The following is a 26,111-nucleotide window of genomic DNA, read 5'->3' on the forward strand; positions in this document are numbered from 1 at the left end:
GAAATTCTGGAGGAGTTCTCGGAAAGATCAGGCCGGACTGCGCTGCAGGCGCTCCACCAGGCCGATCACATAAGCATCGAACAGCAGCGTGGCGTCCTGCCCGAACATGCGGATGCGACCGGTATGTTTGAGGAGCAGCAAGCCCATGCCATGCGCGAACAAGGCTGTATTTTCGCGCAATGCGTCCTCAGCATTCAAACCCATGGCCTTCAAGGCCGTTTCGCAGGGCCGCAAGGCGTCGTGAAGGCGGTCGTTGAGCTGCTGGTTCAGCTCGGTGCCCAGGCCGCGCGGGCGCATGCCCTGCATGAGGTAAAAACCCAGGTCCAGGTCGCGCGGGTTGGCCGCAAAAAAACCAAACCAGGCGCTGGCCTTGGCTTCCAGCACCTCAGCCGGGCCGCCCCGCGCCTCACCCGCAGACGCCACCACGCCATTGAGGCGCTCCAGGCACTCGGCCAGCAAGGCTCCGTAAATGGCTTCCTTGTTTTCAAAATAGGAATAGATGGCCCCAGCGGTGTAGCCCGCCTCCTTGGCGATCTCGCGGATGCTGGCGCCGTCGATGCCCAGGCGTTCGAAGACGGACCGGGCGGCGTCCAGCATCAGGGTTCGGCGTAAATCACTTTGGGCTTGCTGGCGGTCTATTCGGGCTTGCATCAATTGAATATAGGCGGAAAGACCACCCGCCCATGGCGCCATTTTTGGTAAAAATTAACGCTTGTTCTAAAAATTGAACATTGTTTAAATTTAAAGAATGACGCACAGGAAGCACTGATGCCCTGCAGGCGGATGACCAGCCGGTCATCGCGGTATTGGCCTGCCCCACCGCCGGGCAGGCCAGGCCAGCCGGCCCCATTAGCTATTAATTTGATAGCTTCTTGCGCTCGCCCACAAAGGGCTGGAGGCCCATTTAATTCAGATCCAGCCCCACACCGTTATTCAGGCTCGATTCCCGCAGCCTTGATGATCTTTCCCCACTTCAGCGTTTCTGCCGCCTGGAACTTGCGGAGCTCTTCCGGGTTGCTGGTGAAGATTTCAGTGCCGCTGGCCTGGTAAAACGGTGCGGCCGAAGGGCTGCGGGCCGCCTTGACCAGCATGTCGCTCAGCTTCGCCACCACGTCCGCGGGCGTGCCGGCGGGCGCGTAGGCGGCAAACCAGTAGGTCATTTCATACCCCTTGACGCCGGCCTCGGCGATGGTCGGCACCTCGGGCGCCAACGGTGAACGCTGCCGGGTGGAAACACCCAGCGCCTTGAGCTTGCCGCCCTTGACCTGCGGCAGGCCGGTCGCCATGTCGGTGATCATCATGTCGATCTGGCCGCCCAGCAGGTCCGTCACCGCGGGCGGATTGCTCTTGTACGGAATGTTCAGGATGTAGGTGCCCGTCATCTGCTTGAACTGCTCGCCCGCCACGCGGCTGGACGAGCTGCCGCTGCCAAAAGACAGCTTGCCGGGTTTCGATTTGGCCAGCGCAATGAACTCCGCCACGCTGTTGACCGGCAGTGCCGGGTTGACCACCATGATCTGGCCGCCGCGGCCCAGCGCGGTCAGCGGTGCGAAGTCCTTGACCGGGTCGTAAGGCAGCTTTTTGAACAGGTGCTCATTGGCCGACTGCGTGGTGTTGGTGGTGATGAACACGGTGTAGCCGTCGGGCTTCGCCTTGGCGGCTGCCTGGGCGCCGATGAAGCTGTTGGCGCCGGGCTTGTTGTCGACCACCACGCTGACCTTGGTGTCGTTGGTCACGGCCTGGCCGATGGCGCGTGCCAGCTGGTCGGTCGCGCTGCCGGCCGCAAACGGCACGACAAAGGTGATCGGCTTTTCGGGAAAGCCCTGCGCCTGTGCCGCCATGGGCACGGCGAGAGGCGCGATGGCCCATAGCGCGGCGATGCCGAGCATGGCGGGGCGGATGCGGCTGTGGACGAATTTTTGAGTGGCGGTTTTCATGTTGTCTCCTGATGTTGTGATGAGGCGTATCTGACGTTGTTGATCTCGTCTTGGTGTCCTGGTGTCCTGGTGAATCGGCTCCGTTAAAAAGCGTGGTCTCCTCCGGCCAACAGGCCTGCGAGCGCCGCGGGAACCTCGATGGGTAGATCCAGCAGCCAGAATGAAAGCGACTTGCCGTGCGTGTCGAGGTTGAGCGCGTCATTCACGCCACCATCCAGCACGTCGTCAAGCACAAAATTCAGCGCGCCCAGCAAGGGCAGTTCAAACCGCTGCACACAGCTGGGCTTGCGGTGGGCAAAGTGGCGCGCCACTGCGGCTTCGCTCAGTTGCTGCAAAAGAACGGGATAAAGCTCAGCGTGCCAGGCAATCACGCTGATGTTGGAACGGTTGCCTTTGTCGCCGGTTCGCCCGTGCGCGGCGCGGTACAGCGGGACCGTGATCATGGCCTGGCTCATGCGGCCTCCCCTGCGGTAGCCAGCGCTGCGGTATCGAGCATCCTGAACGACACCTTCACAGCGTCTCGGGGCACCAGGCAGGGCAAGGTGTTGAGCCTTGGTGTCAGTGTCGTGCGCACGCCGCCGCCGCCGGCTGGGCCGCAGCAGTACAGGGCGGTGACTTCCCGCGTCAGCCGCTCGGCCTCAAGGCGGTCAGTGTGTGTGGCAGCCACGCGTAGGCGTATGTCGCGCGCGTCACCGGGCGGCGTTGCGGCGAGCAGGTTGCCGGCATCGTCACCCATGACGCTGAGTGCGCCGACCAGGTCCACCCGCAGCGCCAGGGCCGGCAGGCGCCGGCGCAGCACATCGGCCGCCAGACGGGCGCGGGCCTCGGCGCGCGGGCCGGCGTAAGAGATTTCACCTTCGGCCAGCCAGCCGCCCTCATGGCAGAGGTTGACCTTCAGGCTGGGAGGCCGGGCATGGCCGCGCACACCGCTCAGCGCCACGCGGTTGGGGCCGGCTTGTTCAATCTGCGCCGTGGTGATGTCCGCCACAACGTCGGGCGTGAGGTAGGCAGCCGGGTCATGCACTTCATACAACAACTGCTCCTTGACGCTGGCAAGGTTCACCAGCCCGCCTGTGTTGGCAGCCTTGCCGATGATGCAGTTGCCGTCGGCGCTGATTTCGGCAATCGGGTAGCCGACGGCGTGCAAATCGGGAACGTCCTTGTAGCCGGGGTCTGCAAAATAGCCGCCGCAAACCTGCGCCCCGCATTCCAGCAAATGGCCGGCCATGGTGGCGCGTGCCAGCAGGTCCCAATCATCGGCACGCCAGCCAAAGTGCGACATGGCAGGCCCGACGGCCAGCGACGGATCGGCCACGCGGCCGGCCACCACAATTTGCGCGCCGGCGTCCAGCGCAGCGGCAATCGCTTCAGCGCCAATGTAGGCGTTGGCACTGACCATGCGGATGCCGTCCATCGCGCTGCCCAGCTGGGTGCGCAGCAGCTGGCGGTGCCGCTCTTCCGAGAGGTCGTCACCTTCGACCACCGCAATACGCGGTGCAGCCAAACCCAGCTCCCGGGCCATGGCCTGAATATGCCGCGCCGCGCCCATCGGGTTGGCCGCGCCGAAGTTGCTGACGATGCGGATGTTGTGCTGCAGGCAGCGCGCCAGCACGGGGCGCAGCATGTCGTCCAGCAGCGGCTCGAAGCCGGCGCCGGGGTCGGCGCGGCGGCGCAGTTGCGCCAGGGCCAGCGTGCGTTCGGCCAGCGTCTCGAAAATCAGGAAGGCCGGCCCGCCCCGCGCGATCAGGGTGTCTACCACTGGGCCGGCCGCGTCCACACGGTCACCCGAAAAGCCGGCCGCGCAACCGATCAGCAGGCTGGCGGGCGGTGTGGCGGTACGGGCGGCTGCAGCGGCGGTGGTAGAGGTCATCATGGCCAAGCGTTGAATGCCACGAATTTAAGCCCCAACCTTTTATTTGTAAAATGCAAAATTCCTATTGATTGACTTGAAAATCAGATTAATGGCTGCGTCCACTACCACCCCGAAAAATGCGGCCCGCCCGCCTGCACGCAGCCCCAACCTGTCGACGCGCCAGCTGCGGGCTTTCCTGGCGCTGGTGGAGCTGAGCAGCTTTACCCGGGCCGCGGCCGCCTGCCACCTGTCGCAGCCTGCGTTCAGCGCCCTGATCCAGACACTGGAAGCAGAGCTGAATACCCGGCTGTTTGACCGCGACACGCGCAGCGTGCAGCTGACAGCGGAGGGAAGATTGTTTGAAGCGCCGGCGCGGCAATTGCTGGGTGACTTCAGCGCCGCGGTGGGTGAACTGAGCGATCACGTCGAGCGCCGCAAGGGACGCGTGCATGTTGCGGCCCTGCCCTCCCTCGCGGCAGGCTGGCTGCCCTCCATCTTTGCGGAATTCAGGCTGGCCTGGCCCGGTATTGACCTCAACCTCAGCGACCTGCTGTCTGACGCTTGCATTGAGCTGGTGCGCAGCGGCAAAGCCGACTTCGCGCTCGCCTCGACAGGCGCCACGCACGCGGGCCTGACCACGCAGCTGCTTTGCACCGACCGTTTTCACCTGGTCTGCCGCACGGACCATCCCCTGGCCGCAGAAAAAGTATTGACGCTGAAGAAACTGGCGGCCTTCCCGTTTATCCACATGTCGCGCAACAGCAGCGTGCGACAGGCGCTGGACGCAGCGCTGCACCCGTTGCAGACCCATACGGTGCTGGAAGTAGACCAGCTGGCGACGGTGACCGGCATGGTCGAGGCTGGCATCGGCATCAGCGTGGTGCCGGCGCTCACGCTCTTTCACTTTGAGCGAAAGAACCTGCTGACGCGGCCGCTGGCCACGCCTGGCCTGTCACGAAAAATTTATGCCGTGCGCCGGCAGGAAGGCAGCCTTTCGGTGGCGGCACAGGCGCTGCACGACCTGGTCATGGAGCGCATGAAAGCGTGGCAGCCCGGGCTGCAGCAGCTCAAACATCGCAAACCCGGAAAGCCTTAGGGCTTCAGGACTTTTTAGGGCTTAGAGCGAGCCCAGATCCTGCACGGCATCCACCACCATGCTGGTGCCCAGCGCAATCAGCAAAATGTCGGTCGCGACACGCACATATTTATGGCCCGAGGGCGGAGGGCCCAGACGCACCACCACCGATGCAGGCACCGGGTAATACACCACGCCGGCAGGCAGCGGTTGCCCGATGGCATACTTTTTGGCCTGGCCGGGGGGCATGCAGCCGTTGTTTTTCTTGGCAAGGCCCGGAGGGCAATGGCCAGACTTGAATTGCTTGCCGTAGTAGTCCTGCAGCACCACACGTTGCTCGGGAACAAAATAGCCGCCTACCCTGACGTCTTCGTGTTTCTTGCCTTTGGACTTCTTGTCTTTTTTACCGCCGTGATCGTCCTGGTCTGACTGCTCCACCTGGCTGTGCTTGCCGCCCTTGTCCTTGTTCTTGCCGCCGCCGGCCCATTCGGGTTTCTCGGCAAAGCTCGCGGAGCACATCAGCGCGCCTGCCATCAAAAGTGCCAGGCTGCGGCTGGTCAGGCGCAAACCTGTTGTCGGTGTGTGTGTTGTTGTCATCGTGGTTCTCCAGTGGTTTTCAGTACAGGGCTCGCCGGACACAGGCAACAAGTGCACAGCGTCCCTTTTTCAACGGCGGCCTGCGGTTGCCGTTGACAGGGCATTCACCTGCCGCGCTGCACGCTGCGGGCACGTCCGCACGGGCGTGCCGCTACACGCAGAGCTGCACAATTCTGGCGGAGAAACACAGCATGGGGATGTAAGGAAACAAGCTGTTTCACAGTCATACGTTGTCACGTATCTGAAGGTCTGGCGTTTTCTGCCGGCCACTATTACGACAGGAGAAAAACCTTATTGCTATATTTTTTATAGCTGCTCGCGCTTGTTCCAATTGGCCTGCAGGCATTTAAGACCTGCAAAACAATCAAACCTCAAACCACCGCGCTATTTTTTCGGCTCGGCAAACTTGAGCAGGCGTGTGGCCAGCAGCGTTTCAGCCAGGAAACAGACCAGCGCGAGAAGAAAGCACACCACGCCCGACAAAAAACAGACAGTGGCAATGCGCAGGGTCGGCAACTCACTCGTCTCACCCAAAAACAGCAGGATGATGGTAGTGCCGATCAGCATGGCGCAAAAGGTCAGAAAGGCGATGCAGATGTTGACCAGCCAGCCGCGCTGGCGCAACTCGCGCAGTTCGGCATACATGCGGTGCGCGCGGGCCTCTTCCACGCCGCCGGTCTCCAGCCGGTTCTCCAGGAAACGCGCGCGGTCGATGATGCGTGCCAGCCGCCCGGCGACGGCGGCGATCATGCCCGACACCGCGGTGAGCAAAAACACCGGCGCCACTGCCAGTTGAATACCGTGGGTGACCGTCGCAAGGTCGGGCGCAAAGTTCATGCGGAGCTCCGGGGGTTCATGAAATGGGTATTGTCATGCAAACATCAGGCCATCAGGCCTGCCGGTCGCCTGCCTTGCTGACGATGCCCTACACAGATGTCGTCGCTGTCCGACATGTCCTGCCGTTGACGCTCTCCACAATGAATCAGACGGCAAGGTTGCGACCGACATCGGCGCCCTGATTTTTAGATCAAGAGCCATGCCACACCGCTCCCCCGCACACATACCAGCCAAAGGATTTCCCATGCTCCCCAACAACGAGGGACAGCGCGTCCCCGACGTCACCTTCAAAACTCGCCAGAACGACCAGTGGGTTGACGTGAAAAGCACTGACCTGTTTGCCGGCAAAAACGTCGTGGTTTTTTCGCTGCCCGGCGCCTACACGCCCACCTGCTCTTCCACCCACTTGCCGCGCTTTAATGCGCTGGCCAACACCTTCAAGGCCCATGGCATTGATGACGTGGTCTGCGTCTCGGTCAACGACGCCTTTGTGATGAACGAATGGGGCAAGGCGCAGGAGGCCGGCAATATCACCCTGATCCCGGACGGCAACGGCGACTTCACGCGGGCTATGGGCATGCTGGTTGACAAGAGTGATCTCGGCTTCGGCAAGCGCTCCTGGCGTTATTCCATGCTGGTGCGGGACGGCGTGGTCGAGAAGATGTTCATTGAACCTGAAAAGGAAGGCGACCCCTTCGAGGTTTCGGACGCCGACACCATGCTCAAGTACCTTGCACCGCAAGCCGTGGCGCCCGAGCCCATCACCCTCTTCAGCAAGCCGGGCTGCCCGTTTTGCGCGAAAGCCCGGGCCATGCTGGACGAAGCAGGTCTTAGCTATGAGGAGATCATCCTGGGCCAGGGCATCACCACCAGTACGCTGCAAGCGGTTGCAGGCGCGGGAACGGCGCCACAAGTATTCGCAGGCGGGAAAAAAATCGGCGGGTCGGAGGACCTGCAAGCCTGGTTGAAAGAGTCCCGGCCACAGCCGGAACCGCGCCAGTTTCTCAGCTAGCCGGCTGCGGCGCTTTTCGCCCTGCGCCGGGCGCGCCAGCTGACCACCGCCTCGCAGGCGTCAAAGTGCTTGAGCAGGTTCTGCTTTTGCCGTTCGAGCAGCGAACTGGCGGCAATCATCTGCGGCCATGACTCACACGCTTTTCCCACTGCTTCATTGAGCACGCCGCGCACGCGCGTTTCAAACATGCCCGTGGCGTTGCAAAAACTGCGCAAGGTCTTGGCGGTCAGCCTGGCCTGTTTTTCTCCGCCGGGCACAAAGCGCAGCGCGTGGCCCCTGCCGCCCAGGTAGGCCGCGTAGGCCACCACGTCGTAGGCCGGAGACAACTCGGGTGTGCGGCCACCCGGGTACACCACACCGAAGTTTTTGACGTGAGCGTCATAGTTTCCGAGCATTTCATTGACCATCACGCGGCGGATCAGTTCCTCTGCAGCGCCCTCGCCCACGTGCGCATCCAGGCTCATGCCTTCGCGCAAAGTCCGGGCCATGGCGGCGTAGGTTGCGGCGGGATGCGTGTATTTTTCTTCCGGCTGGATGCGCAGGATCTGCGCAAAGTCTTCGCAATGAATGTGCCCTTCAGGCCCGCGGTCAAAGCGCTTGACGGCCAGGAAATGCCGGCTTTCGCCAAGCACAAAGGGTTGCTCGGCGACGATCTCGTCCATGGGCGCCAGCCAGGCCTCACAGACGTTCACGCCGGCTGCCCGCGCAAGCCGCAGGGAAAGCTCTTCCACTTCGGGCAACAGGGCAAATTCGGCCGTGGGCAGCTTGGCGATGATGTGGGTGCCTTGCGCGTCGCGGGTGCGCGCCACGTAGCGGCCCGGCTGCTGCACCAATGCCAGCTTGGGCTGCACGCCCGACAGCGATGTCGCGTCGGGCAAGGGATCGGCCGTGACGGACATTTCGAGCGCATCGTTGTGCTGCGTCACCACCCCTGCCAGCGCGTCGGCATCAAGGTGCGCAGGGTAGGCATACACATTGCCCGGCAAGTCTGTGCCGCAGGCGGCCAGCATGTCGAAATGGTCGTTGGGTCCGCAACCGCGCAACTGCTCCAGGTGGCGGCGCAGCGGCCCTTCGGGCAGCAGGTTCTGGAAGAAGGCCGGCAGGCGCCCGCCTTCGGCATTGAAGAACGGCGTGTTCACATAACTGCGCCAGAAAATCTCCCGGCGCTGCGGGTCGTCGTCGGTAGCGGCCCAGGAGAACACCGGCGAATCGGGGTTGGACCAAAAAACCTCGTCTGGAATGAAACGTGTGAGCGCGCTGCTGCCCGTGCCGTACTGGAACAGCAGGCCGGCACGCAAGGTGCCGATATAAATATCGAGCGCCAGAACGTTCATGGATCAGGGCCTGACGTTCTTGATGTTTGCCGCAGCGAGCTGGGAAGTTTCGGCCACGATGCGGTCCACCCGCGACAAGGCCGGCGCCGGCCCTTCGGCGGCTTGCGGCTGCAGCCCTGCAGCCACCCGCTTGGGCAGGAGCAGCACCTCCAGCCCGAGCTGGTCGGCAATGGCCATCAGCGTGGTCACGCGCGGCGCCGTCTTGCCCTGAAGGACGCTGCGCACCGACAAAGGCGTCAGCCCTGTGCTTTCGGCAACGGCCTGGTAATCCAGTCCCAGGCGTTGGCGCTGGCTTTCCAGGCTGGCAGCAACTTCAGACAATGTTTTCATAGATAGAAAAATATCGTTTCTTGTTAAAACGATAGTATTTTATCTAATTAAGTCAGATCAATCAATACTAAACTAGCGTTTTATACAAAAACAATAGTTAAATATCGTCTATCAAGGACTGACTTCTTCTTTTAATTCCTGTAGCGCTGCCACATACATGGGACAGCATCCACAGCTAGTCGGCATAAACACCGGCCGCCTTGATGATGGGCCCCCACCGGGCAATTTCGTTGCCCAGAAAGCTGCGGTGCCCGGCCAGTGTGGCACGGTCATCTTCCACAACCTGTATGCCTGAGGCAATTTGCGCCTGCCTGAAGGCAGGTGTTTTCATGGCCACCCGCAGCACATCATTGAGCCGCTGCTGGATGTGCGGCGGCGTGTCCTTCGGCGCATAAAGGGCAAACCAGATGCTCAGTTCGACACCCGAAATGCCGAACCGTGCCATGGTCGGAACGGCGGCGAGCGACGTGCCGGTCAGGGGTTTGGCGGAGGTCACGGCAATTGCCTTGAGCTTGCCGGCCTGGATATGGCCGACCGTCGTAGGGGTGGGGTCACAGATCATGTCCACATGCCCGCCAAGCAGGTCTGCCACTGCGGGCGCGCTGCCACGGTAGGGCACGGTCGTAATGCTGACTTTCAATGAAGACTGGAGCAGCAAGCCGCACAGGTGCGATGACGAGCCCACACCGGCGTGCGCGAGCCTGACCTGCGGCTGCCGGGCCATCCACCGGATCAGGCTCACCAAGGAGTCCGCAGGCACCTGCGGCCGTGCAACCAGCACCAGGGGCGTATCGACCACCACCCCCAGCGGCGCGAAATCCACATCCGGCTTGAAGCCCAGGTTCCGGTAGAGCGCCGGCGAAGTCGCCATGCCGATGTGCCCCATCAGCAGCGTGTGGCCATCGGCCGGAGCCCGCATGGCGATGACCGTGCCGAGGTTGCCGCCGGCGCCGGACAGATTCTGAACAACCACAGGCTGGCGCAGCTGGGCCTGCATCGGCACGGCAAGCTCCCTGGCCAGTTTGTCCATGGGCCCCCCGGCCGCAAAGGGCACGATGAGGGTGACCGGTTTGGTGGGATAGGCCTCCTGAGCGCACGCAGACGCAGCGCAGAAGGCGAGCATGAAGGCAATGCAGATGGCTCTGGTCATAAATCCCCTCGGGTTGGTTAAACGGATACGGATTGCGTTGCCAGGCCCCCGGCGGCAGGCGGCGGCCTGCGCGATGCGTCCACCTCGCGCGCACCAAAAGACAGGTGTTCGTTCACATCAAGCAGCGCATTCACTGCGGCTTCGTCCAGCCCGCACTGCAAGCCCACCAGGGCAGCCGCTATCGATACGCCCTCCACCCTGGACTCCTGGCAGGCACGGGCAACCAGTTCATGCGCGCGGTTCAGGCCGATGCGTCTGGCCAGCGCCATCTGCACGGTCTCGGTGACGATCGCCCCGTCTGTGAGGGCGACGTTGCGCGCCATCCTTGCGGAGTCCACCACCAGCTCGTCCAGCATGGTCGTGGCCTGCACCAGAAGGGCTCCCATCAGGGAGAAGCACAGCGGCACTGCATGCAGCTCGACATACCAGGCGTCCAGCGACCTTTCGTTCTCCACGATCGCCGCGTCCAGCATCATCGGGGCCGTGTGGAACAGCATTCTCGAAAGAGCGACGACGGACGACGCCGCGACCGGATTGTTTTTCTGCGGCATGGTGCTGCTGGCGCCCCTGTCGGCGGCAAAAGCCACTTCACCGACTTCCGTGCTGGAAAGCATCAGCAGGTCCCGGCCGATCTTTCCGAGCGTCGCAGCGATCTGCGACAAAAGAAGCACCGCCTCGGCCGGGCCGTCACGCATGCAATGCCACGCAATATCCGGTTCGTTCAACCCCAGCTTCTGCATCAGGCGCCGGCGTGTTTCATGCCCCGCGCCGGAGAATGAAGCAAGCGTGCCCACAGCGCCACCCAGTTGCCCGGTGGCCACGCGCGGCACAGCCTGTGCAAGCCGGTCCATCTGCCGCAGCACGCCGGAATTCCAGACCGCAGCCTTGAAGCCGAAGGTGACGGGCAACGCATGCTGCTGATTGGTCCGGCCGGCCTGAATGGTGCGCTGGTGGGTCGTGGCCAATGAGCCCAGCGCCCCCGAAAATTGCGCCAGCGAATCGCCGATCAGTGCGAATGCCTCCTGCATCTGAAGCGCCAGTGCGCAATCCATCACGTCCTGGGTCGTTGCGCCATAGTGGACATACTGGCCCAGATCGCCGCGGCACAGGTTGACCACCTGGTTCACCAGCCCCACCATGGGCAGGCCGACAAGGCGTGTCTTCTGCTTGAGTTGCGCAAAATCGATGTTTTCGACGTGGGCAACGCGACAGATTTCATCCGCCGCATCCTGAGGAATCACACCCAGTTCAGCCTGCACGACAGCGAGTTCACGCTCGAAACGAAGGCAGCGGTCGACAAAATTCCGCTCCGAAAAGATGCCAGCGATGGCCCCGCCGTCATGCAAATCACTGAAGAGCTGGTTCATTCGTCAGGCCCTTTGCGTTGCCACAGATGTTGCTAGGTGAAACAAACTGTATCTAATATGATGTCTCTGTAAAAACGATTTGTTGTGATCCCTCCGTTCTCTTTTAGCGATGGGTTGACCATGAATGTTCTGGGCCTGAAAACGTTTGCCGCCGTCGCCAGCCAGGGCGGCATTACCTCTGCCGCGCAAACGCTGCACACCGTGCAATCCAATATCACCCAGCGCATCCGGGTGCTGGAATCGGAGCTGGGCCTGGCACTTTTCAAGCGCCACAGCCGCGGCATGGAACTGACGCGTGCGGGCCAGCGGCTGCTGCCCTATGCCAACCGCATCGTGGCGCTGATGGATGAAGCGCAGGCCGCGGCCAAAGGGGAGGAAGACGCTCCCGCCGTCCTGACAATCGGCTCGATGGAGACCACCGCTGCGGTCCGGCTGCCCTCGCTGCTCGCCGCATACCGCCGCGTGCTTCCGCAGGTGGCCATCACGCTGGAAACCGGCCCGACCGCGACACTGATCGAGGCCGTGCTCACGCGGCGCCTGGATGGTGCGTTCATCGCCGGCCCGCTCAACAACCATGCGCTGCTCAGCCTGGTCGCGTTCGAAGAAGAACTGGTGCTCGTCTCGTCTGCCAGCTGGGTGCGCTCCAGTGAGCTCGGCAGGCGCCTGGAAAACGGCGCGGCGGCGATCATGTTCAAGACCGGCTGCTCTTATCGCCAGCGGTTCGAACAGCTTCTGAGCGAGCGCGGCTGGCCCAGGTACACCCGGCTTGAAATGGGCACACTGGAAGGCATCCTGGGCTGTGTAGCCGCGGAGGTCGGCATCTCGCTGCTTCCACGGTCCATTGTCGAAAACGCTGCCAACAGGTCCGCCTTACGCTGCCATCCATCGACGGGCAAGAAATACGCCGTCAAAACACTTTTTATCCGCCGGCGCGACGAGCATCCCGGCCAAGCCTTGCAGCAATTCATGGCCTTGCTGTAAGCCGCGGCCTGGCAGGCCCTAGCCGAACTTGCGCGCTGCATCCAGCGCCAGCCCGGCACCGATGCTGCCGAAACGGTCACCCTCCACACTGCGTGCCTGCGGCAGCAATGCTGAAATTTGCTCGCGCAGCAAAGGCACCCCGCTGGAGCCACCGGTGAAAAACACGGTGTCAATGTCGTCGGCGTTGACAACCGCGTCCTTGACCAGTCCCATCACGGTACGCGCCACAGTGCCGACCAGCTCATTGATGGCCGCGTCGAAATCGGGCCGGTGCAAGGTGAGCGTCTCGCCCGGCGCAATGCGCCCCAGGTCCATGACGGTTTCGGGTGCATCGGACAGCGCAATCTTGGCCGCCTCGACCTGCATGGCCAGCCAGTGCCCTGCCCGTTCGCGCACCAGGTTCTGCAGGCGGTCCAGCTTGTCTTTCTCGATTGCGCCACGCCGGATATCGCTGATCTGCGTCCACGACTTCTTGCTGTAGGCCTGGTTGATGGTGTGCCAGGTCGCCAGATTGAAGTACTGGGCCGACGGCACCTGCAACCCGCTGTGAAGCAGGCTGCCCAGGCCCAGCGTGGGCATGACGCTGGCCAGGCTCAGGTATTTATCGAAGTCCGTGCCGCCTATGTGCACACCGCCGCTGGCCAGAATATCGTCGCGCCTGTCGGCCTTGCGGGCCCGCTCGGGCGACAGGCGCACCAGCGCAAAGTCCGACGTACCGCCGCCGATGTCGACCACCAGCACAAGCTCTTCGCGCCGGATTTGCGACTCATAGTCAAACGCCGCCGCAATCGGTTCGTACTGGAAGGCGATGTCTTTGAGGCCCACTGCATGGGCGATCTCGGCCAATGTGTTTTCGGCTTTCTTGTCTGCGGCAGCATCGTCGTCGACAAAAAACACCGGGCGACCCAGCACGGCCTGCGTGAAAGGCTGGTCGGCGGCTTTTTCAGCGCGGTGCTTGAGCTCACCGATGAACTGCGCCAACAGCACACGAAACGGCAGCGCGCGGCCGGCGACTTCGGTGTGGTCGTCGATCATCGACGTGCCGAGCAGGCTTTTGAGCGAACGCATCAGGCGGCCTTCATAGCCGGCCAGGTAGTCGGCCAGCGCCGCTCGGCCATAGCTCACATGCGCGTCCTCGGCATGAAAGAACACCACCGAGGGAAGCGTGGGTTTGCCGCCTTCCAGCGCCAGCAGCGCGGGAAGCCCGGGCCGGCTCCAGCCTGCCGTCGAGTTGGAGGTGCCGAAGTCGATCCCGCAGGCGCGGGGCGTGCTCACCGCCCGGCCGGCTTGGCGAAGCCGCTTTCGGCCCACGCCACGGCGCTGGCGCGGGTGAGCTTGAAGGACGGCGCCACGCGCACCTGCGCGAGCTGCTCGCCCGCTTCGTCGGCGGCGCTGAGCAGGCCGTGCGGGTTGTCTTCGTCCGGAATGATGTCGAGCGAAACAGTGATGCGCGCCGCATTGGCCGTCACGGTGATGCTCTGGTGCAGCGTGGCATGCAGCTGCTGCTCATGCCGGCGCACAAATTCGGAAGCGGTTTTGACCAGCGTGCTGAAGGCCGGGCCATCCAGCGGCTTGGGGTTCTTCTTGTCGCGCCCCATGGTCCACGGCCCCACCAGCGCGGGCTCGGGCTCGCCGTCCTTGATCATGGCGACAGCCCAGCCGTCGTCGTCTTCATTCTTGATGACCTTGGCCGTCCAGCCGTCGCCGCACCAAAGCCTGGGTTCCTGGATGGGCTGGGTGTCGTTGGGGGATTCATCGGCCAAGCCGGCCGGCGGGGTGTGGGAGTCAGTCAAAACGCGGTCACTCGGGTGGAGCGCCCCGGCAATGAGCCGGGGGCAAATTCAGGTCACGCACCGCCTTCAAACAACATCAAACAACACGGTGCGCAGGGGGAGCGGATTTTACAGCCCTCCCCAAACCCCTCACAACCCAAGATCGCTGAGGCCCGGATGGTCATCGGGCCGGCGCCCGAGCGGCCAATGGAACTTGCGATCGGCGGCCTTGATGGGCAGGTCGTTGATGCTGGCGTGGCGCACGGCCATCAGGCCGTTTTCGTCGAACTCCCAGTTCTCGTTGCCGTAAGAGCGAAACCAGTTGCCCGCATCGTCATGCCATTCGTACGCAAAACGCACGGCAATGCGGTTGCCGCCAAAGGCCCAGAGTTCCTTGATGAGGCGGTAGTCCAGTTCACGCACCCACTTGCGTGACAGCAGCCCTGCGATTTCTTCACGCCCCGTGACGAACTCGGCGCGGTTGCGCCATTTGCTTTGCGGCGTGTAGGCCATAGCCACGCGCTGCGGCTCACGCGTGTTCCAGCCGTCTTCAGCAGCGCGGACTTTCTGCACGGCGGTTTCAAAGGTAAAAGGGGGAAGCGGCGGCCGTGATTCCATGGGGATCTCCTGGGGTTGAACAAAATGGGCAAAAACCAGATGTAGACAGCTTTGTCTACCATGACGAAATTCTGGCACATGTAGACAAACCTGTCTACATGACGTCTACAATGGCGCCATGGATGTTTCCACCCTCCCCGCACGCGAGCGCATCCTCGTCACGGCACACGAACTTTTCTACCGTGACGGCCTGCGCGCCACCGGCATCGACCGCATCATTGCCGAGTCGGGCGTGGCCAAGCTCACCTTCTACCGACACTTTCCCAGTAAGGACGAATTGATCCGCACCTTCCTGGACTACCGGCATGAACGCTGGATGGGCTGGTTTGTCGACGCGCTGGGCCGCCATGGCGCGCAACCCGGCGGTGGGCTGGCGCCGCTGGTGCAGGCCATGGCCGAGTGGTTCGCCGACCCGGCGTTTCGCGGTTGCGCTTTCATCAACGCCGTGGCGGAAGTGGGTGGCACCCTGCCGGGCGTGGCAGACATTGCGCGCCGGCACAAGCAGGACATGCAGCAAGTCATTGCCGATTTACTGCCACACGGCGCGGGCCAAACCGAGGCGGCGCGGGCCGCCGCGCTGGCAGTGGACGGCGCCATCGTGCGGGCGCAGATGGACGGCGCCGATGCGGCGCTGGCAGGCCTGCGCCTATTGCTGGGCGGGCTGGACAGCCCGGCCGGAAAAACGGGTAGCCGCTAGGTTTTTCCAGGCCGGCGCGATTTTTCTTTGGGCCGCGATGCGAGCGCGACGCCCGCACGCTCAACCACCTTCACGGCCGGGCGTTTGCCCGACGCCACCCACTCGCCGTAAAAGTCGATCTTGCTGTCCAGCAGCTTGAGCGCCAGCTGCCATTCGGCAATCATGTCCTTGACCTGCGCGCGGTGCGCGGCCAGCAGCGCCTGCCGCTGCCTGAGTGTGCTGCTGCCCTGCTTGACCAGCGCGGTGTACTCCCGCATTTCGGCAATCGACATGCCGGTGCGCCGCAGCCGGTCCATCAGGTCCAGCCAGCTGATGTGCAGGTCGCCATAGACGCGTCGGCCGCCGGCGTCGCGCGTCACGCCGGGGATCAGGCCCTGCGCCTCATACCAGCGTATGGTGTGCACGCTGCGGCCGGTGCGTGCGGCAAGCTGCCCGATCAGAAAACTTTCAGCCATGCCCGACTGTATAACGGCTCAGGCGGCCAGCGCGGGCGCCTCCAGCACAGCGCTCACCAGGGCGGTGTCGAAGTACTCCGTCAATTCTTTCATCTGCCCGCCTTCCATGCGGCAAACATAGCAATAGCGGTTGTTGTAGGCCTTGCCGGCATGGGTGGTAACTTGCCCGCGGAACTCGATGACGACCATGTCGCCGTCGGCCATCACGCGCCCTGTGGTGCTGACATAGGGCGTGGCGAACTGGGCAAACAGCGGCCGCAGCAGCTCGGTGACGACCGCCTGCTTGCCGCGGTAGGTGCGCGACCAGGGCGTGCTGCCCTCAAGGGTCCAGCAAAAATCATCTGCCATGGCGTCGACAAATGCCTGGCCGTTGCCTTTGTCCAGTTCAGCCATGACCTCCTGCATGCGCTGGCGGTTGGCGGCTGTGATGTTGTTGGTGGATGCTGCACTCATGATGAAACTCCTTGAAGGCTTCTTCGCACGGAATGCGAAGTGGATGGAGGCCGGCAACATTGCCGGGGCCCTGAAAGGATTGGAATACCTTGAGTGCACTCAAGGTCAAGCCCCCGGGGCCGGGTGCCGGAAAATTCACCATAAAATCGGCCGCCGGCGCAATGTGGGAAAGCGCAAACAGCTATTCTTTTAATAGCAAACCTACAATGGCGCATGAACCCCAAAAAGCCTGCAACGAGTGAATGGGTCGGCAAGATGCTGGCTGTACTGAAAACCGGCAACACCCCGGCAGCGCTGGCCCAGATCAAGGCGACCACCAGCAGCAAGGACTTGCAGCAATTGCACGCCGCGCTGGAAAAAGCGCAGCTGCTCAAACAGCTCAAGCCTGTCGACATTGCGATTGCCGACCAGCTCCAGGCGCTGGCCTCACCGCGGCTGAGCCGCTCTCCCTGAACGCTTCAGGTCCGCTCCCTTTCAGGCCGGACGAATTTCAAACTGCGCGTCGCCCATGTAGCGGTTGGGGCCCAGCGCCGCCGTCACGGCGGCCAGCTCGGCTGCCTGCCATTGGTTGAAGATTTCCATTTCGTCGCCTGACAGGACATCTTCGGCCGGCGCTTCGCCATACGTCGCCACCAGTTTCATGTAGGCCGCATACACCGGCCAGACCAGGCTTTCGTCTCCCAGCTCGGTTTCCAGCGCCGTCCTGAAGCGTTGCTCGGCGGCCTGCAGTTCTTCTGCGGAGGCGTCTTCATAGGCGTAAAGCCTGAGGCGGTAGCTCACGGTTGTTTCTCTCAAGGCAAAACGGACAAGGATCAGGGTGTTTGCGGTTTCACCGGTGCAGGCATGCCCTGCGTCAGCTCGATGCGGCGCCGCAGCTTTGCCGCTTCCTGGGTGTCGCCACCCTGCTCTGCCCGGCGCAGCTGAACGCCCAGCCAGGCCAGCAGCGGCCGGCGCCAGCCTTGCACAGACGCCGTATCAATCGCCTGGGTGATCACCGCAGGACTGGCTTTACCGGCCTGCAGCAGCACGCCGGCAGCCACCAGTTTCGACAAAGGGTCGGCAATGGCCGCCACAGCGCCGGCGTCGCCGGCCGCGGCACGGCGCTGCGCTTCAGGCAACAGCGCGATGCCCTGCGGCTGTACCTGACCCTTGAGGTAATCAGCGTAGGCGCGCTGGGCATCGGTGGCGTCTTCACGCAGCTTCTCAAAGCCGGTGCACGGCTCATCAAGCACCAGGCTGGCAACCCGGGTGGCGCAGTGCAGCAGCTCGGCAGTGGCTAACAGCTCGGCCCGGCCGGAGCGTGTCAGCTGGGTGCGGGCACGCCCGAGTTCGGCCATCTCGACACGGCTGTTGCCTTCCATGTAGGCGGCCACAGAGCGGTCCATCGAACCTTTGGCCTCAAGTTGCCAATCGGGCGGTTGCGGGCCGCCGGCACAGGCGGCCAGCAGCAAGGCCGAAGTCAGCGTGGCGGTATGCGTAAAGGTGTTCTTCATGGCAACTTCATTTCCGCATCGCGGGCGTCTTTGGCGAAGGGCCATTTGCGGCTGATTTCGTTGATCAACCCCTCAACCTTGCGCAGGCTGGCTTCCACGTCGGCGCGCAGCGCGCCCAGGTCGTCAGTGGCATCTTTGGCGTTGCGGGTGACGGCCTGGGCGTCCTGCAGCAATGCATCCACTTTCTTGAGGCTGGTGCGGGCCTCGCCCAGCATGGCGTTGAGCTGAACCACGGTGGCCCGGGTTTCTGGCATCAGTCCCTTGTCGCCGAACACCTGGGTGTCGGTCTTGGCGGCCAGCCCGTCGAGTTTGGTGAGTAGCGAGTTGGTGCGCTCCAGCGTGGCAGCAAACTTTTTGGCCTCTGCCTCGCTGCCCAGCAATACCGTCAAGGCGCCGCCCGGCCCGTTCAACCGCTCCGTCAACGTCTGCAGGTTGGCCAGGCTGGTGCCCACCGCACCGCCGCTTCCCGTGAGGGTGTTGAGGTTTTCAATCAGGTCCTTGGCGGCAGCGATCACTTTGGGCACTTCGCCGGCCGCATCGCCCAGCAGCACGGTACGTTCCGCGCCGTCGGGCAGCGGCGGGTCGTTCAGCAGGCCGGTGTAGGCACGGATGTTGGTGCCGCCTACCAGGCCGCGCACCAGTGTGAAGACGCTGGTGGTGCGCAGCCAGTGGGCATCCTTGGAGGCGACATCCACCAATATGCGGGCCTTGCCGTCGCTGGCCAATTCGATGCGCTTGACGCGGCCTATCGGGAAACCCGAGAAAGTCAGGTCCATGCCAACCACCACGCCTTCGGAATCCTCCGCAATGAGTACCAGGCTTTGCGTGGACTCAAACGCCCCGCGCGCATACATCACATAAAGGGCCGAGCCCACCACCAACAGCAGCATGAAGAGCAGCAGCAGCCGGGCCTTGAACTCCAGGCTGGCGATCTCCGCCGGCGAAGACTCTGCCTCGCGCGCCGGCTGGAGCGGATCCGGCCGGCCGTGCTCCGGGGATGAAGGGTCGTGGGGTGAACTCATGGTTTGTTTTGGTGTTGTTTTTGGTATTTTTTTAAGCAGGTCAATAGTAGTTGCCGACCAGCGAAGCCACTTCAATCAGCAAAATCACGGCGAACATGCGCACGAGGCCGCGCATCTCGGCACTGGTGCGCACGCTGGCTTCGCCCATGCCGTAAAGCGCCGAGGCCATGGGGATCAACGACACGGCCAGGCAGAAGAACAGGGTTTTGAGCACAAAGATCAGCGTGACGGAAGGGCTGAAGACCTGGCCGAAGAGCCGGGTGTAGGCCGCCAGGCCCGACAAGGCAAAGCCGTAGGTCGCCATATAGGCCACCACCAGCGCGACCACACAGCTGAGCGCAGCCAGCGTGATGCCGGAGAACATGCCCGCCACCACGCGCGGCAGCACCTCGCGCCGCACCGGCTCGATGCCGCGCTCGCGCATCTCGTCAAGCTCACCGCTGGCCTGCATGGCCGTGAGTTCGGCGCCATCAGGGATGGTGCAGCGCAGCGCCACAAAAAGCGCCGCCGTCAGCGGAATAAGTTCAAGCACCAGCACACGGATGACCACCTGCAACGCGTACTGCGACAAGCCGTAGCTCAGCGCAGTCACCAGCACGATACGCGTGAGCACCACGGTGACCAGCGCGCACAGCAAGGTAAAGCCCAGAAGGATGGGCGCCGTGTTGATGTAGATGTGGCGGGACAGCACCGTGCGGCTTTGCGGGCTGTAGCTGGAAGGCGAGAGGGTCAACACCAGGATGATCGCGCCCAATTTCACCAGACGCCACCATTCGATCAGCCAGTGCTGGGCGGTGCGGCGTGTTTGCGAGAGGCGGCCTTGCCAGGATGATGCTGTTGAAGCCATTGGGCCATGATACCCGCGGGCTATTGCCTGTCCATGTAGGATGGCAGGCTTTCGCCCGGTGCGGGCGCCCTCTCCTCTCTCCCTTTTCACCACCGCTTCATCATGGCCATCGACACCTGGACCGCTTACTTCCTCGCCTCAATTCTGATCGCGCTCTCACCCGGCTCGGGCGCGGTGCTGGCCATGAGCCATGGCCTGAGCTACGGCATGCAGCGCACGCGTGCCACCATCGCGGGCCTGCAGATCGGGCTGGTGGTGATTTTGCTGGTGGCCGGGGCGGGCGTGGGCTCGTTGCTGGTGGCGTCCGAGCTGGCCTTCAGCGTCGTGAAAGTGCTGGGCGCGCTCTACCTCATCTATATCGGCTGGTCGCAATGGCGGTCATCAAACGGCATCGCGGCGGAAGATGCCGGCCCGGCAGCTGATGCGAACGGCATTTCAGCGCGCAGGCGCTTTCTCACCGGGCTGCTGACCAACGTCACCAACCCCAAAGGCATCCTCTTCATGGTGGCTGTGCTGCCGCAGTTCATCAGCCCCGCCCGGCCACTGTGGCCGCAACTGCTAGTGATGGCGCTCACGACTGTGGCAGTCGACACTGTGGTGATGCACGGCTACGCGTTTGCCGCGAGCCGCTTGCAAAAGCTCTTCAGGAATGCACGTGCGGTGCGGCTGCAAAACCGGCTGTTCGGCGGCATGCTGATGGCAGTAGGTGCGGGCCTGTTTTTCGTGAAACGCAGCCACGCTGCGGTGCATTAAGCGCATGACGCTATCAAAAAGATAGCTGCTCGCGCATATCCCTAAAGGGCTGGAGCCCTAAAATCCTCAAAATAGCAGCGCATGCCCTCAAGTCGGCCGGGGCCCAGCTTGCGCCGACACAATACCTGCCAGCTTGCGCAGGGCGCTGTCGGTCTCGCTGGAAAACGGTGAACCGCAACTGATGCGCAGGAAGTGGTCAAAGCGGTTCGAGTTGGAAAACATGGAACCGGGCGCCACCCGTATGCCCTGCCGGATGGCGGTGTCAAACACCGCCTGCGCGGACGTGCCTGCCGGCAGCTCCACCCACAGCATCATGCTGCCATGGGGCACTTGCAGCCGGGTTCCGGCGGGAAAGTGCGCGGCAATCGCTTCGGCCATCTGCTCGCGCTGCACGTTGAGCATGCGGCGCAGCCGGGCCAGGTGGCGGTCGTAGGCGCTGGAGGCCATGAACTCGGCCACGGCCAGCTGGCCCAGCATGTCGTTGGCGCGGCTTTGCGCATACTTGAGCATCTTGATGCGCGCCTGCCAACGCCCGCCGGCCACCCAGCCCAGGCGCAGCCCCGGCGACAGGGTCTTGCGCAGCGACGCGCAGTAAATCACCGAGCCGCTGCGGTCCCAGGCCTTGGCTGCCTTCAGCGGAATGTCGTCAGGCCCCAATGCGCCGTAGGTGTCGTCTTCAATCAATGCCACCTGCTGGCGCTCGCACAGCGCGACCAGCTTTTCCTTTTCGCTGTCAGGCATGACGCTGCCGAGCGGATTGTGGAAATTAGGGATCACCACCACGGCGCGTATGCGGTCGTGTGTCTGGAAGGCCAAATCCAGTGCCTCCACGGAAATCCCCAGCTTCGGGCTGGTGGGAATCTCCAGCGCGCGCAGGCCCAGGCTTTCGAGGATCTGCAGCAGGCCGTGGTAGGTGGGCGACTCGACGGCGACGGTGTCGCCCGGCCGCGCCACCGCGCGCAGGGCCACGTTCAGCGATTCAATGCAGCCGTGCGTGACCAGGATGTCTTCCGCTGACAGCCGCATGCCGGCCTCCAGCGCCCGCTTGGCCAGCACGGCATTGAGCGGTGAATCGTTGAGAAAGTCGGGCGGGTTCACCAGCAGCTGCGGGTGCTTGCGCAACGCACGCGTGGCGGCGTTTTTCAGGGCCTCGGCGGGGTACATCTCGGGCGAACCATAGGTGCCTGCCAGGTTGGTGACCAGCGGGTAAACATCGCATTTGGCGACGAAATCGGACACCCGGTCGTGGATGCCGACGTACTGTGCCGGGTCCAGCCTGTGGCCGCATTCCGGCTCGCTGGGCGGCTGGATATCCATCCGGCGACGCTTGAGCACAAAGTAGCCCGAACGCGGCCGCGCCTCCAGCAGGCCTTCGTCTTCCAGCGTGTGGCAGGCCTCCACCGCCGTCGACAGGCTGACCTGGTGCAGCCGCGTCAACGCCCTGACGGACGGCATACGCTGCCCGGGCGACAAAACGCCGGACTGGATCGCCTGGCGGTAATGGCTGGAGAGCTGTAGATAGAGCGGTTGCGACAGGGATGGCGAGGGTTGCATGTCCATAAACCGAATGATCCGTGAAGGGGAAGCGGGGACACAGCCACAGATGGGGCGAAATCAGACCATAACAGATGAATAAATAGCCATCTGTACCGATACAGAAAGGACTTGTTTGGCTCTGTCGGGATAGTGTCGGTCTCTTTAACCTTGGTGTCTCCTTCCCCCGTTTTTCCAGTTCACCCACCCATGAATGGAGCCGCCATGAAAGAGCAATTCGCCCCTCGCCACCTTCACCTGGACGCCGGTGAGTCCCTGTTTTTTCACACCCAAGCGGGCAGTGCCCTGATCAGCACCTCGGGCACGCTGCTGGTGACCGCCACCCCGCGCTGGCTTGCCGAGCAGGTCTTTCGCGACAGCATGCCGCTGGAGGCGGGACAGTCGCATACCGTCACCCAGACTGGATGGATCACGGTGACCGCCCAGCACGGGGGCGCGGCATGCGTGCTGAACCAAGCCCCGGCAAAAGCCCCGGGCCAGACGGGAAGCGTGCTTTTAAGGTACTTTTCAGGAGTCGTGAAGGCCGTGCGCAGCTGGTTGCATGGCGCCGAGGCGGCATAGCCGCCGCCGGAAATAAATCGCCTCATCATTTTTTAATTGATCTCACCATGACCACTTCCGCCTGGCTGCTCTTCATCACCATCTCACTTGTCACCGCGCTCAGCCCCGGGCCGGGCATTTTGCTGGCGGTTTCCAACGCCGTGGCCTGGGGGCCGCGCAAGACGCTGTGGAGTTCAACCGGCAATGTGCTCGGCGTGTTCGCCGTTTCTACCGCGGCCATGGCGGGCCTGGGCACCTTGCTGCACACCTCGGCCTGGCTGTTCGCTGTGCTCAAGGCCGTGGGCGCCGTCTACCTCATGTACCTGGGCTGGCGGCAGTGGACCAGCAAGACCTCCATGTTCGACACGCCCTTGCCGGCCGGGACATCCTCCGGAAAGAGCAATGCCGCACTGTTCCGGCAAGGCCTGCTGGTGGCGGTGACCAACCCCAAAAGCATCCTGTTCTTCACCGCGCTGTTCCCCCAGTTCATTCATCCGGAGGCGCCGATGCTGCCGCAATTTTTCGCACTGACCAGCGCCTTCGCTGCGTGCGTGCTGGTCTCCCACTTCACCTATGTGCTGTTGGCCAAACACACCCACCAATGGTTTGGCACGCCCCGCCGGGCCCGCATTTTCAACCGTCTCTGTGGCGGTGCGTTTGGCCTGCTGGGTCTGAGCCTGCTACGGCTCAAGAGCCCTGCCTGAAACACCCGCATTACGCTCCATCCAACTACATAAAGAGGAATTCCTGCCCATGGAAGATTCACGCGACACCCGGTTCGCCGCAGTGCAGGCCGAACTCGGCTACAGCTTTGACGGTGAGATCAAGATAGGCGGCAATTACGTGCCTGTCGTGCAGCACGGCGACCAGGTCTTTGTCAGCGGGCAGATTCCGCGCGTTGGCAATACCGTGGTCGTGACCGGCCGCGTAGGCTCGGAAACGTCTGTTCTGCAGGCCCAGCTGGCGGCAAAAATCTGCGCCATGCGCGCGCTGGCGCTGCTGCGGCAAAGCCTCGGCAGCCTGGACCGCGTGAAGCACATTCTGCGCATCACGGTGTTTGTGCAGTCGGCGCAGGATTTCACCCAGCAAAGCGAAGTCGCCGATGCCGCATCTGAAGTGCTGTATGCCGTGCTGGGCCCTGCCGGGGCCCACACCCGTACGTCGGTGGGCGTTGTTCAGCTGCCCAAGAGTGCGTCGGTCGAGATCGATCTCATTGCGGTGGCCGGCTAGGCCTGCCTGCGTTCAGCCACCGGGCAGCAGGCGTATGAGCTTGCCGTTGTTGCTGTCGGTCAGCACGTAAAGCAGCCCGTCCGGCCCCTGGCGCACATCGCGAATGCGATCACCGGCTTCAGACAGCAGCTTGCTTTCGCGCACCACCTTGCCGGAGAACGGCGACGCCAGTTCGATCCGGTCCAGGTAGCCGAACTTGAGCGAACCCACAAACAGGTTGCCGCGCCAGGACTTGCCGTAACGCTCACTGGTCAGGAACGCCATGCCGGAAGGCGCGATGGACGGCACCCAGTAATGCAGCGGCTGTTGCATGCCGGCCTTTTCGGTCAGGCCTTCGCCGATTTTTCCGCCGCCGTAGTTTTCGCCGTAGGTAATGACGGGCCAGCCGTAGTTGGCCCCGGCCCTGGGAAGGTTGATTTCGTCGCCGCCCTGCGGCCCATGCTCATGCATCCAGAAGGTGCCGTCGGGCCCCAGCGTCGCGCCCTGGGCGTTGCGGTGGCCGTAGCTCCAGATTTCAGGCAAGGCCCCCGCTTTGCCGACAAAAGGGTTGTCTTGGGGAACCGAGCCGTCCTTGTTGATGCGGACAATCTTGCCGTGGTGGTTGTCCAGCTTCTGGGCGTCGTCCTTGCGGCTGAAGCGCTCACCCAGCGTGAGAAAGAGCTTGCCATCGGGCGCGCCGTTCGATGCTGCGCGGCTTTCCACGATGCGGCAGCCGAAATGCGCCGTGCTGGCCACCTTGGGCTTCTGGCTGAAGATGATCTTGACGTTCTCCAGCCGGGTGTCGTCAGCACTCAAGCTGGCGCGTGCCAGCGCCGTGCTGTTGCCGTTACCGGTGGCAGCCGGCTCGGAAAAGCAGAAATACAGCGTTCGATTACGGGCAAAGTCGCTGTCGACCAGCACGTCCAGCAAGCCACCCTGCCCGCCGGCGGCAATCTCTGGCAGGCCCGCCACCGGCGCGCCCAGCTTGCCGCCCGGCCCAACGACTCGCAGGCGGCCGGGGCGCTCCGTGACCAGAAAACGCTCGCCCGGCAAAAAAGCCACGCCCCAGGGGTTCTCCAGGCCCGCCGCCACGGTTTCAGGACGAACACTCTGAGCCTGGGCGGGTTGAAACAGCGTGCTGGCCGCTATTAAAGATATAGCAGCTTGCGCCCGTTGGTATTGGTTTAAAGCCATATTTCACCCTAAAAAAAGCCCCCGAAAGCACATTGATCGGCCCATTCACGCCCATTTGACCGGGAAAACCGCCTTTTGATCATGTCCAAGCGGGGGCCAAGGCGGTGTAAAACATGGCATACAGGGGTAATAAATCGGGTAATCCCCTACAAATTCGTTACAAATCAATGGCTTGTCAACGTTATCAAGAAACAACATGAGTTGACGTAGGACTAATCCGTCAAGTATGCTTGGCGCCATGCGAATGATTGCCCCTGCCCTCGTCATAGCCTCTGCCGCCCTGCTGGCAGCCGGCGCACATGCGGCACCCGGCAATTCAGGCGGCGACAACGACATGGACAAACTGCTCGCCGACAAGGGCCTGCTGACCCAGATTGACAACGTCCGCCACAGTGTCACCAACAAGGCGTCCGAGCTGGTCGTCAACGCCATGGGCTTCCTGGGCGTGCCCTACAAGCGCGGCGGCAACACCGTTGAAACCGGGTTTGACTGCAGCGGTTTTGTACGCGCCATTTACGAACAAAGCGTCGGGCTGCTGCTGCCCCGCCGCGCCGAGCAACAAGCCGCCGCCACCCAGCGCATCGACAAAACCGAATTGCAACCTGGCGACCTGGTGTTTTTCAACACCATGAAGCGCGCTTTCAGCCATGTCGGCATTTATGTCGGCGACGGCAAGTTCATCCACTCGCCCAAGCCCGGCGCTGAAGTGCGCGTCGAAAGCATGGGCGTGAGCTACTGGCAGCGCCGCTTTGACGGCGCCCGCCGCGTGCAGCCGTCCAATGGGGTGGCACAAGAGGCCACACCCCGCGCGGCCGTATTGCCCGCCCGCCCGCAGCAGCCGCAAGCCACCGCGCCGGACAAGCCATCCGTTCAGGCGGCAGCCCCGCAGGTGTCGGCTGCGCGGCAGGCTGAGCTGCTGATGCAGCAGGACCAATACCGGAATTAAATCGAAATCAAGGGTGCAGGCGTCGCATCGGCGCCAATCTTCGGGTCAAGCTCAGGCCCTGCACCCAGCCCGGCAATTCACCGGCC

Annotated in this window: 32 protein-coding genes; 11 read left to right on the forward strand and 21 right to left on the reverse strand. The window is 63.0% G+C overall.

Translation table 11 applies throughout. From position 1 onward, the window contains the following. Window positions 1–27: 27 nt before the first annotated feature. From AC1DVV_RS08170 to AC1DVV_RS08185, 4 genes are all read right to left on the reverse strand, one after another. The gene (locus tag AC1DVV_RS08170) at window positions 28–651 is read right to left on the reverse strand and encodes a TetR/AcrR family transcriptional regulator (protein WP_477702200.1); all 624 of its coding nucleotides are present in this window, start codon (window positions 649–651) and stop codon (window positions 28–30) included. Between the two features lie 278 nt (window positions 652–929). After that, a complete protein-coding gene (locus AC1DVV_RS08175) occupies window positions 930–1,937 on the reverse strand; it encodes a Bug family tripartite tricarboxylate transporter substrate binding protein (protein WP_457280623.1) in 1,008 nt (335 codons plus the stop codon). Between the two features lie 83 nt (window positions 1,938–2,020). Next, window positions 2,021–2,392, reverse strand: coding sequence for an AtuA-related protein (locus AC1DVV_RS08180; RefSeq protein WP_457280622.1), 372 nt, complete (start codon window positions 2,390–2,392; stop codon window positions 2,021–2,023). Beyond that, the gene (locus AC1DVV_RS08185) at window positions 2,389–3,807 is read right to left on the reverse strand and encodes an acyclic terpene utilization AtuA family protein (protein WP_457280621.1); all 1,419 of its coding nucleotides are present in this window, start codon (window positions 3,805–3,807) and stop codon (window positions 2,389–2,391) included. Before AC1DVV_RS08185 ends, AC1DVV_RS08180 begins: the two co-directional genes overlap by 4 nt. A 91-nt stretch (window positions 3,808–3,898) precedes the next feature. On the opposite strand from AC1DVV_RS08185, the gene AC1DVV_RS08190 reads away from it, so the two are divergent. Beyond that, entirely contained in the window at window positions 3,899–4,885 is a 987-nt protein-coding gene (locus tag AC1DVV_RS08190; RefSeq protein ID WP_457280620.1) for a LysR family transcriptional regulator, read from the forward strand. A 21-nt stretch (window positions 4,886–4,906) separates the two neighbouring features. On the opposite strand, the gene AC1DVV_RS08195 is transcribed toward AC1DVV_RS08190, so the two are convergent. Together AC1DVV_RS08195 and AC1DVV_RS08200 are read right to left on the reverse strand one after the other, a co-directional pair. Further along, window positions 4,907–5,461, reverse strand: a complete 555-nt coding sequence (locus AC1DVV_RS08195; RefSeq protein ID WP_457280619.1) for a hypothetical protein — start codon at window positions 5,459–5,461, stop codon at window positions 4,907–4,909. Between the two features lie 384 nt (window positions 5,462–5,845). Beyond that, on the reverse strand, window positions 5,846–6,298 hold the full coding sequence (locus AC1DVV_RS08200) for a DUF2721 domain-containing protein (protein ID WP_457280618.1): 453 nt from the start codon (window positions 6,296–6,298) through the stop codon (window positions 5,846–5,848). Between the two features lie 244 nt (window positions 6,299–6,542). On the opposite strand from AC1DVV_RS08200, the gene AC1DVV_RS08205 reads away from it, so the two are divergent. Then, the gene (locus AC1DVV_RS08205) at window positions 6,543–7,310 is read left to right on the forward strand and encodes a glutathione peroxidase (RefSeq protein WP_477665887.1); all 768 of its coding nucleotides are present in this window, start codon (window positions 6,543–6,545) and stop codon (window positions 7,308–7,310) included. Here AC1DVV_RS08205 and AC1DVV_RS08210 read toward each other — a convergent pair. From AC1DVV_RS08210 to AC1DVV_RS08225, 4 genes are all read right to left on the reverse strand, one after another. Continuing rightward, window positions 7,307–8,644 (reverse strand): type II toxin-antitoxin system HipA family toxin, encoded by a 1,338-nt coding sequence (locus tag AC1DVV_RS08210; protein ID WP_477665886.1) that lies wholly within the window; start codon window positions 8,642–8,644, stop codon window positions 7,307–7,309. The two genes, AC1DVV_RS08205 and AC1DVV_RS08210, sit on opposite strands and share 4 nt — an antisense overlap. Before the next feature lie 3 nt (window positions 8,645–8,647). Continuing rightward, window positions 8,648–8,974, reverse strand: a complete 327-nt coding sequence (locus tag AC1DVV_RS08215; protein WP_477665885.1) for a helix-turn-helix domain-containing protein — start codon at window positions 8,972–8,974, stop codon at window positions 8,648–8,650. Between the two features lie 175 nt (window positions 8,975–9,149). Continuing rightward, window positions 9,150–10,124: a tripartite tricarboxylate transporter substrate-binding protein gene (locus AC1DVV_RS08220; RefSeq protein WP_477665884.1), complete on the reverse strand. Its 975-nt coding sequence runs from the start codon at window positions 10,122–10,124 to the stop codon at window positions 9,150–9,152. A gap of 17 nt (window positions 10,125–10,141) precedes the next feature. Next, window positions 10,142–11,491: a class-II fumarase/aspartase family protein gene (locus AC1DVV_RS08225; protein ID WP_477665883.1), complete on the reverse strand. Its 1,350-nt coding sequence runs from the start codon at window positions 11,489–11,491 to the stop codon at window positions 10,142–10,144. Window positions 11,492–11,611: 120 nt separating this feature from the next. Between AC1DVV_RS08225 and AC1DVV_RS08230 the strand changes: the two genes are divergently transcribed. Beyond that, on the forward strand, window positions 11,612–12,472 hold the full coding sequence (locus AC1DVV_RS08230) for a LysR substrate-binding domain-containing protein (protein ID WP_477665882.1): 861 nt from the start codon (window positions 11,612–11,614) through the stop codon (window positions 12,470–12,472). Between the two features lie 18 nt (window positions 12,473–12,490). On the opposite strand, the gene AC1DVV_RS08235 is transcribed toward AC1DVV_RS08230, so the two are convergent. The 3 genes from AC1DVV_RS08235 to AC1DVV_RS08245 all read right to left on the reverse strand — a co-directional run bounded on the left by AC1DVV_RS08235 (window position 12,491) and on the right by AC1DVV_RS08245 (window position 14,862). Then, window positions 12,491–13,747, reverse strand: a complete 1,257-nt coding sequence (locus AC1DVV_RS08235; RefSeq protein WP_477665881.1) for an Hsp70 family protein — start codon at window positions 13,745–13,747, stop codon at window positions 12,491–12,493. Beyond that, the gene (locus AC1DVV_RS08240) at window positions 13,744–14,265 is read right to left on the reverse strand and encodes a hypothetical protein (RefSeq protein WP_477665880.1); all 522 of its coding nucleotides are present in this window, start codon (window positions 14,263–14,265) and stop codon (window positions 13,744–13,746) included. The genes AC1DVV_RS08235 and AC1DVV_RS08240 overlap by 4 nt, the downstream gene beginning before the upstream one ends. A gap of 129 nt (window positions 14,266–14,394) precedes the next feature. Continuing rightward, a complete protein-coding gene (locus AC1DVV_RS08245) occupies window positions 14,395–14,862 on the reverse strand; it encodes a nuclear transport factor 2 family protein (RefSeq protein WP_477665879.1) in 468 nt (155 codons plus the stop codon). A 118-nt stretch (window positions 14,863–14,980) separates the two neighbouring features. On the opposite strand from AC1DVV_RS08245, the gene AC1DVV_RS08250 reads away from it, so the two are divergent. Further along, a complete protein-coding gene (locus AC1DVV_RS08250) occupies window positions 14,981–15,559 on the forward strand; it encodes a TetR/AcrR family transcriptional regulator (RefSeq protein ID WP_477665878.1) in 579 nt (192 codons plus the stop codon). Here the strand turns inward: AC1DVV_RS08250 and AC1DVV_RS08255 are convergent. Further along, a complete protein-coding gene (locus tag AC1DVV_RS08255) occupies window positions 15,556–16,014 on the reverse strand; it encodes a MerR family transcriptional regulator (protein WP_477665877.1) in 459 nt (152 codons plus the stop codon). The genes AC1DVV_RS08250 and AC1DVV_RS08255 overlap by 4 nt on opposite strands. Window positions 16,015–16,032: 18 nt before the next feature. Next, entirely contained in the window at window positions 16,033–16,467 is a 435-nt protein-coding gene (locus tag AC1DVV_RS08260) for a nuclear transport factor 2 family protein (protein WP_477665876.1), read from the reverse strand. Between AC1DVV_RS08260 and AC1DVV_RS08265 the strand changes: the two genes are divergently transcribed. Next, window positions 16,466–16,660, forward strand: coding sequence for a hypothetical protein (locus tag AC1DVV_RS08265; protein ID WP_477665875.1), 195 nt, complete (start codon window positions 16,466–16,468; stop codon window positions 16,658–16,660). The genes AC1DVV_RS08260 and AC1DVV_RS08265 overlap by 2 nt on opposite strands. A 20-nt stretch (window positions 16,661–16,680) precedes the next feature. Continuing rightward, a complete protein-coding gene (locus AC1DVV_RS08270) occupies window positions 16,681–16,920 on the forward strand; it encodes a hypothetical protein (protein WP_477658292.1) in 240 nt (79 codons plus the stop codon). 21 nt (window positions 16,921–16,941) lie between these two features. Here AC1DVV_RS08270 and AC1DVV_RS08275 read toward each other — a convergent pair whose 3' ends face one another. Genes AC1DVV_RS08275 through AC1DVV_RS08290 form a run of 4 tightly spaced genes read right to left on the reverse strand, consistent with a single transcriptional unit; the run spans window position 16,942 to window position 19,829 of the window. Continuing rightward, a complete protein-coding gene (locus AC1DVV_RS08275) occupies window positions 16,942–17,247 on the reverse strand; it encodes a hypothetical protein (RefSeq protein ID WP_477665874.1) in 306 nt (101 codons plus the stop codon). 32 nt (window positions 17,248–17,279) lie between these two features. Next, on the reverse strand, window positions 17,280–17,960 hold the full coding sequence (locus AC1DVV_RS08280; protein ID WP_477702201.1) for a hypothetical protein: 681 nt from the start codon (window positions 17,958–17,960) through the stop codon (window positions 17,280–17,282). Then, window positions 17,957–18,982, reverse strand: a complete 1,026-nt coding sequence (locus tag AC1DVV_RS08285; RefSeq protein WP_457280602.1) for an MlaD family protein — start codon at window positions 18,980–18,982, stop codon at window positions 17,957–17,959. The genes AC1DVV_RS08280 and AC1DVV_RS08285 overlap by 4 nt, the downstream gene beginning before the upstream one ends. Window positions 18,983–19,022: 40 nt before the next feature. Beyond that, the gene (locus tag AC1DVV_RS08290) at window positions 19,023–19,829 is read right to left on the reverse strand and encodes an MlaE family ABC transporter permease (RefSeq protein ID WP_457280601.1); all 807 of its coding nucleotides are present in this window, start codon (window positions 19,827–19,829) and stop codon (window positions 19,023–19,025) included. 102 nt (window positions 19,830–19,931) lie between these two features. Here AC1DVV_RS08290 and AC1DVV_RS08295 point away from each other — a divergent pair, with 102 nt between their 5' ends. Continuing rightward, complete coding sequence (locus AC1DVV_RS08295) at window positions 19,932–20,582, forward strand: LysE family transporter (protein ID WP_477665872.1); 651 nt, start codon at window positions 19,932–19,934, stop codon at window positions 20,580–20,582. 87 nt (window positions 20,583–20,669) lie between these two features. On the opposite strand, the gene AC1DVV_RS08300 is transcribed toward AC1DVV_RS08295, so the two are convergent. Beyond that, window positions 20,670–22,142: an aminotransferase-like domain-containing protein gene (locus AC1DVV_RS08300; protein ID WP_477665871.1), complete on the reverse strand. Its 1,473-nt coding sequence runs from the start codon at window positions 22,140–22,142 to the stop codon at window positions 20,670–20,672. 198 nt (window positions 22,143–22,340) lie between these two features. Here AC1DVV_RS08300 and AC1DVV_RS08305 point away from each other — a divergent pair, with 198 nt between their 5' ends. From AC1DVV_RS08305 to AC1DVV_RS08315, 3 genes are read left to right on the forward strand one after another with little or no spacing between them, the layout of a single operon-like run. Continuing rightward, window positions 22,341–22,697: a hypothetical protein gene (locus AC1DVV_RS08305; protein WP_477665870.1), complete on the forward strand. Its 357-nt coding sequence runs from the start codon at window positions 22,341–22,343 to the stop codon at window positions 22,695–22,697. A 47-nt stretch (window positions 22,698–22,744) separates the two neighbouring features. Next, window positions 22,745–23,380 (forward strand): LysE family translocator, encoded by a 636-nt coding sequence (locus AC1DVV_RS08310; protein WP_457280597.1) that lies wholly within the window; start codon window positions 22,745–22,747, stop codon window positions 23,378–23,380. A gap of 49 nt (window positions 23,381–23,429) precedes the next feature. Then, window positions 23,430–23,906 (forward strand): RidA family protein, encoded by a 477-nt coding sequence (locus AC1DVV_RS08315; RefSeq protein WP_477665869.1) that lies wholly within the window; start codon window positions 23,430–23,432, stop codon window positions 23,904–23,906. Between the two features lie 12 nt (window positions 23,907–23,918). Here the strand turns inward: AC1DVV_RS08315 and AC1DVV_RS08320 are convergent, their stop codons facing one another. Next, entirely contained in the window at window positions 23,919–25,079 is a 1,161-nt protein-coding gene (locus AC1DVV_RS08320; RefSeq protein ID WP_457280595.1) for a PQQ-dependent sugar dehydrogenase, read from the reverse strand. A 244-nt stretch (window positions 25,080–25,323) separates the two neighbouring features. Between AC1DVV_RS08320 and AC1DVV_RS08325 the strand changes: the two genes are divergently transcribed. Beyond that, window positions 25,324–26,025 (forward strand): C40 family peptidase, encoded by a 702-nt coding sequence (locus tag AC1DVV_RS08325; protein ID WP_457280982.1) that lies wholly within the window; start codon window positions 25,324–25,326, stop codon window positions 26,023–26,025. The last annotated feature ends 86 nt before the right edge of the window (window positions 26,026–26,111 follow it).

Source organism: Polaromonas sp. P3_B4 (assembly GCF_056402835.1).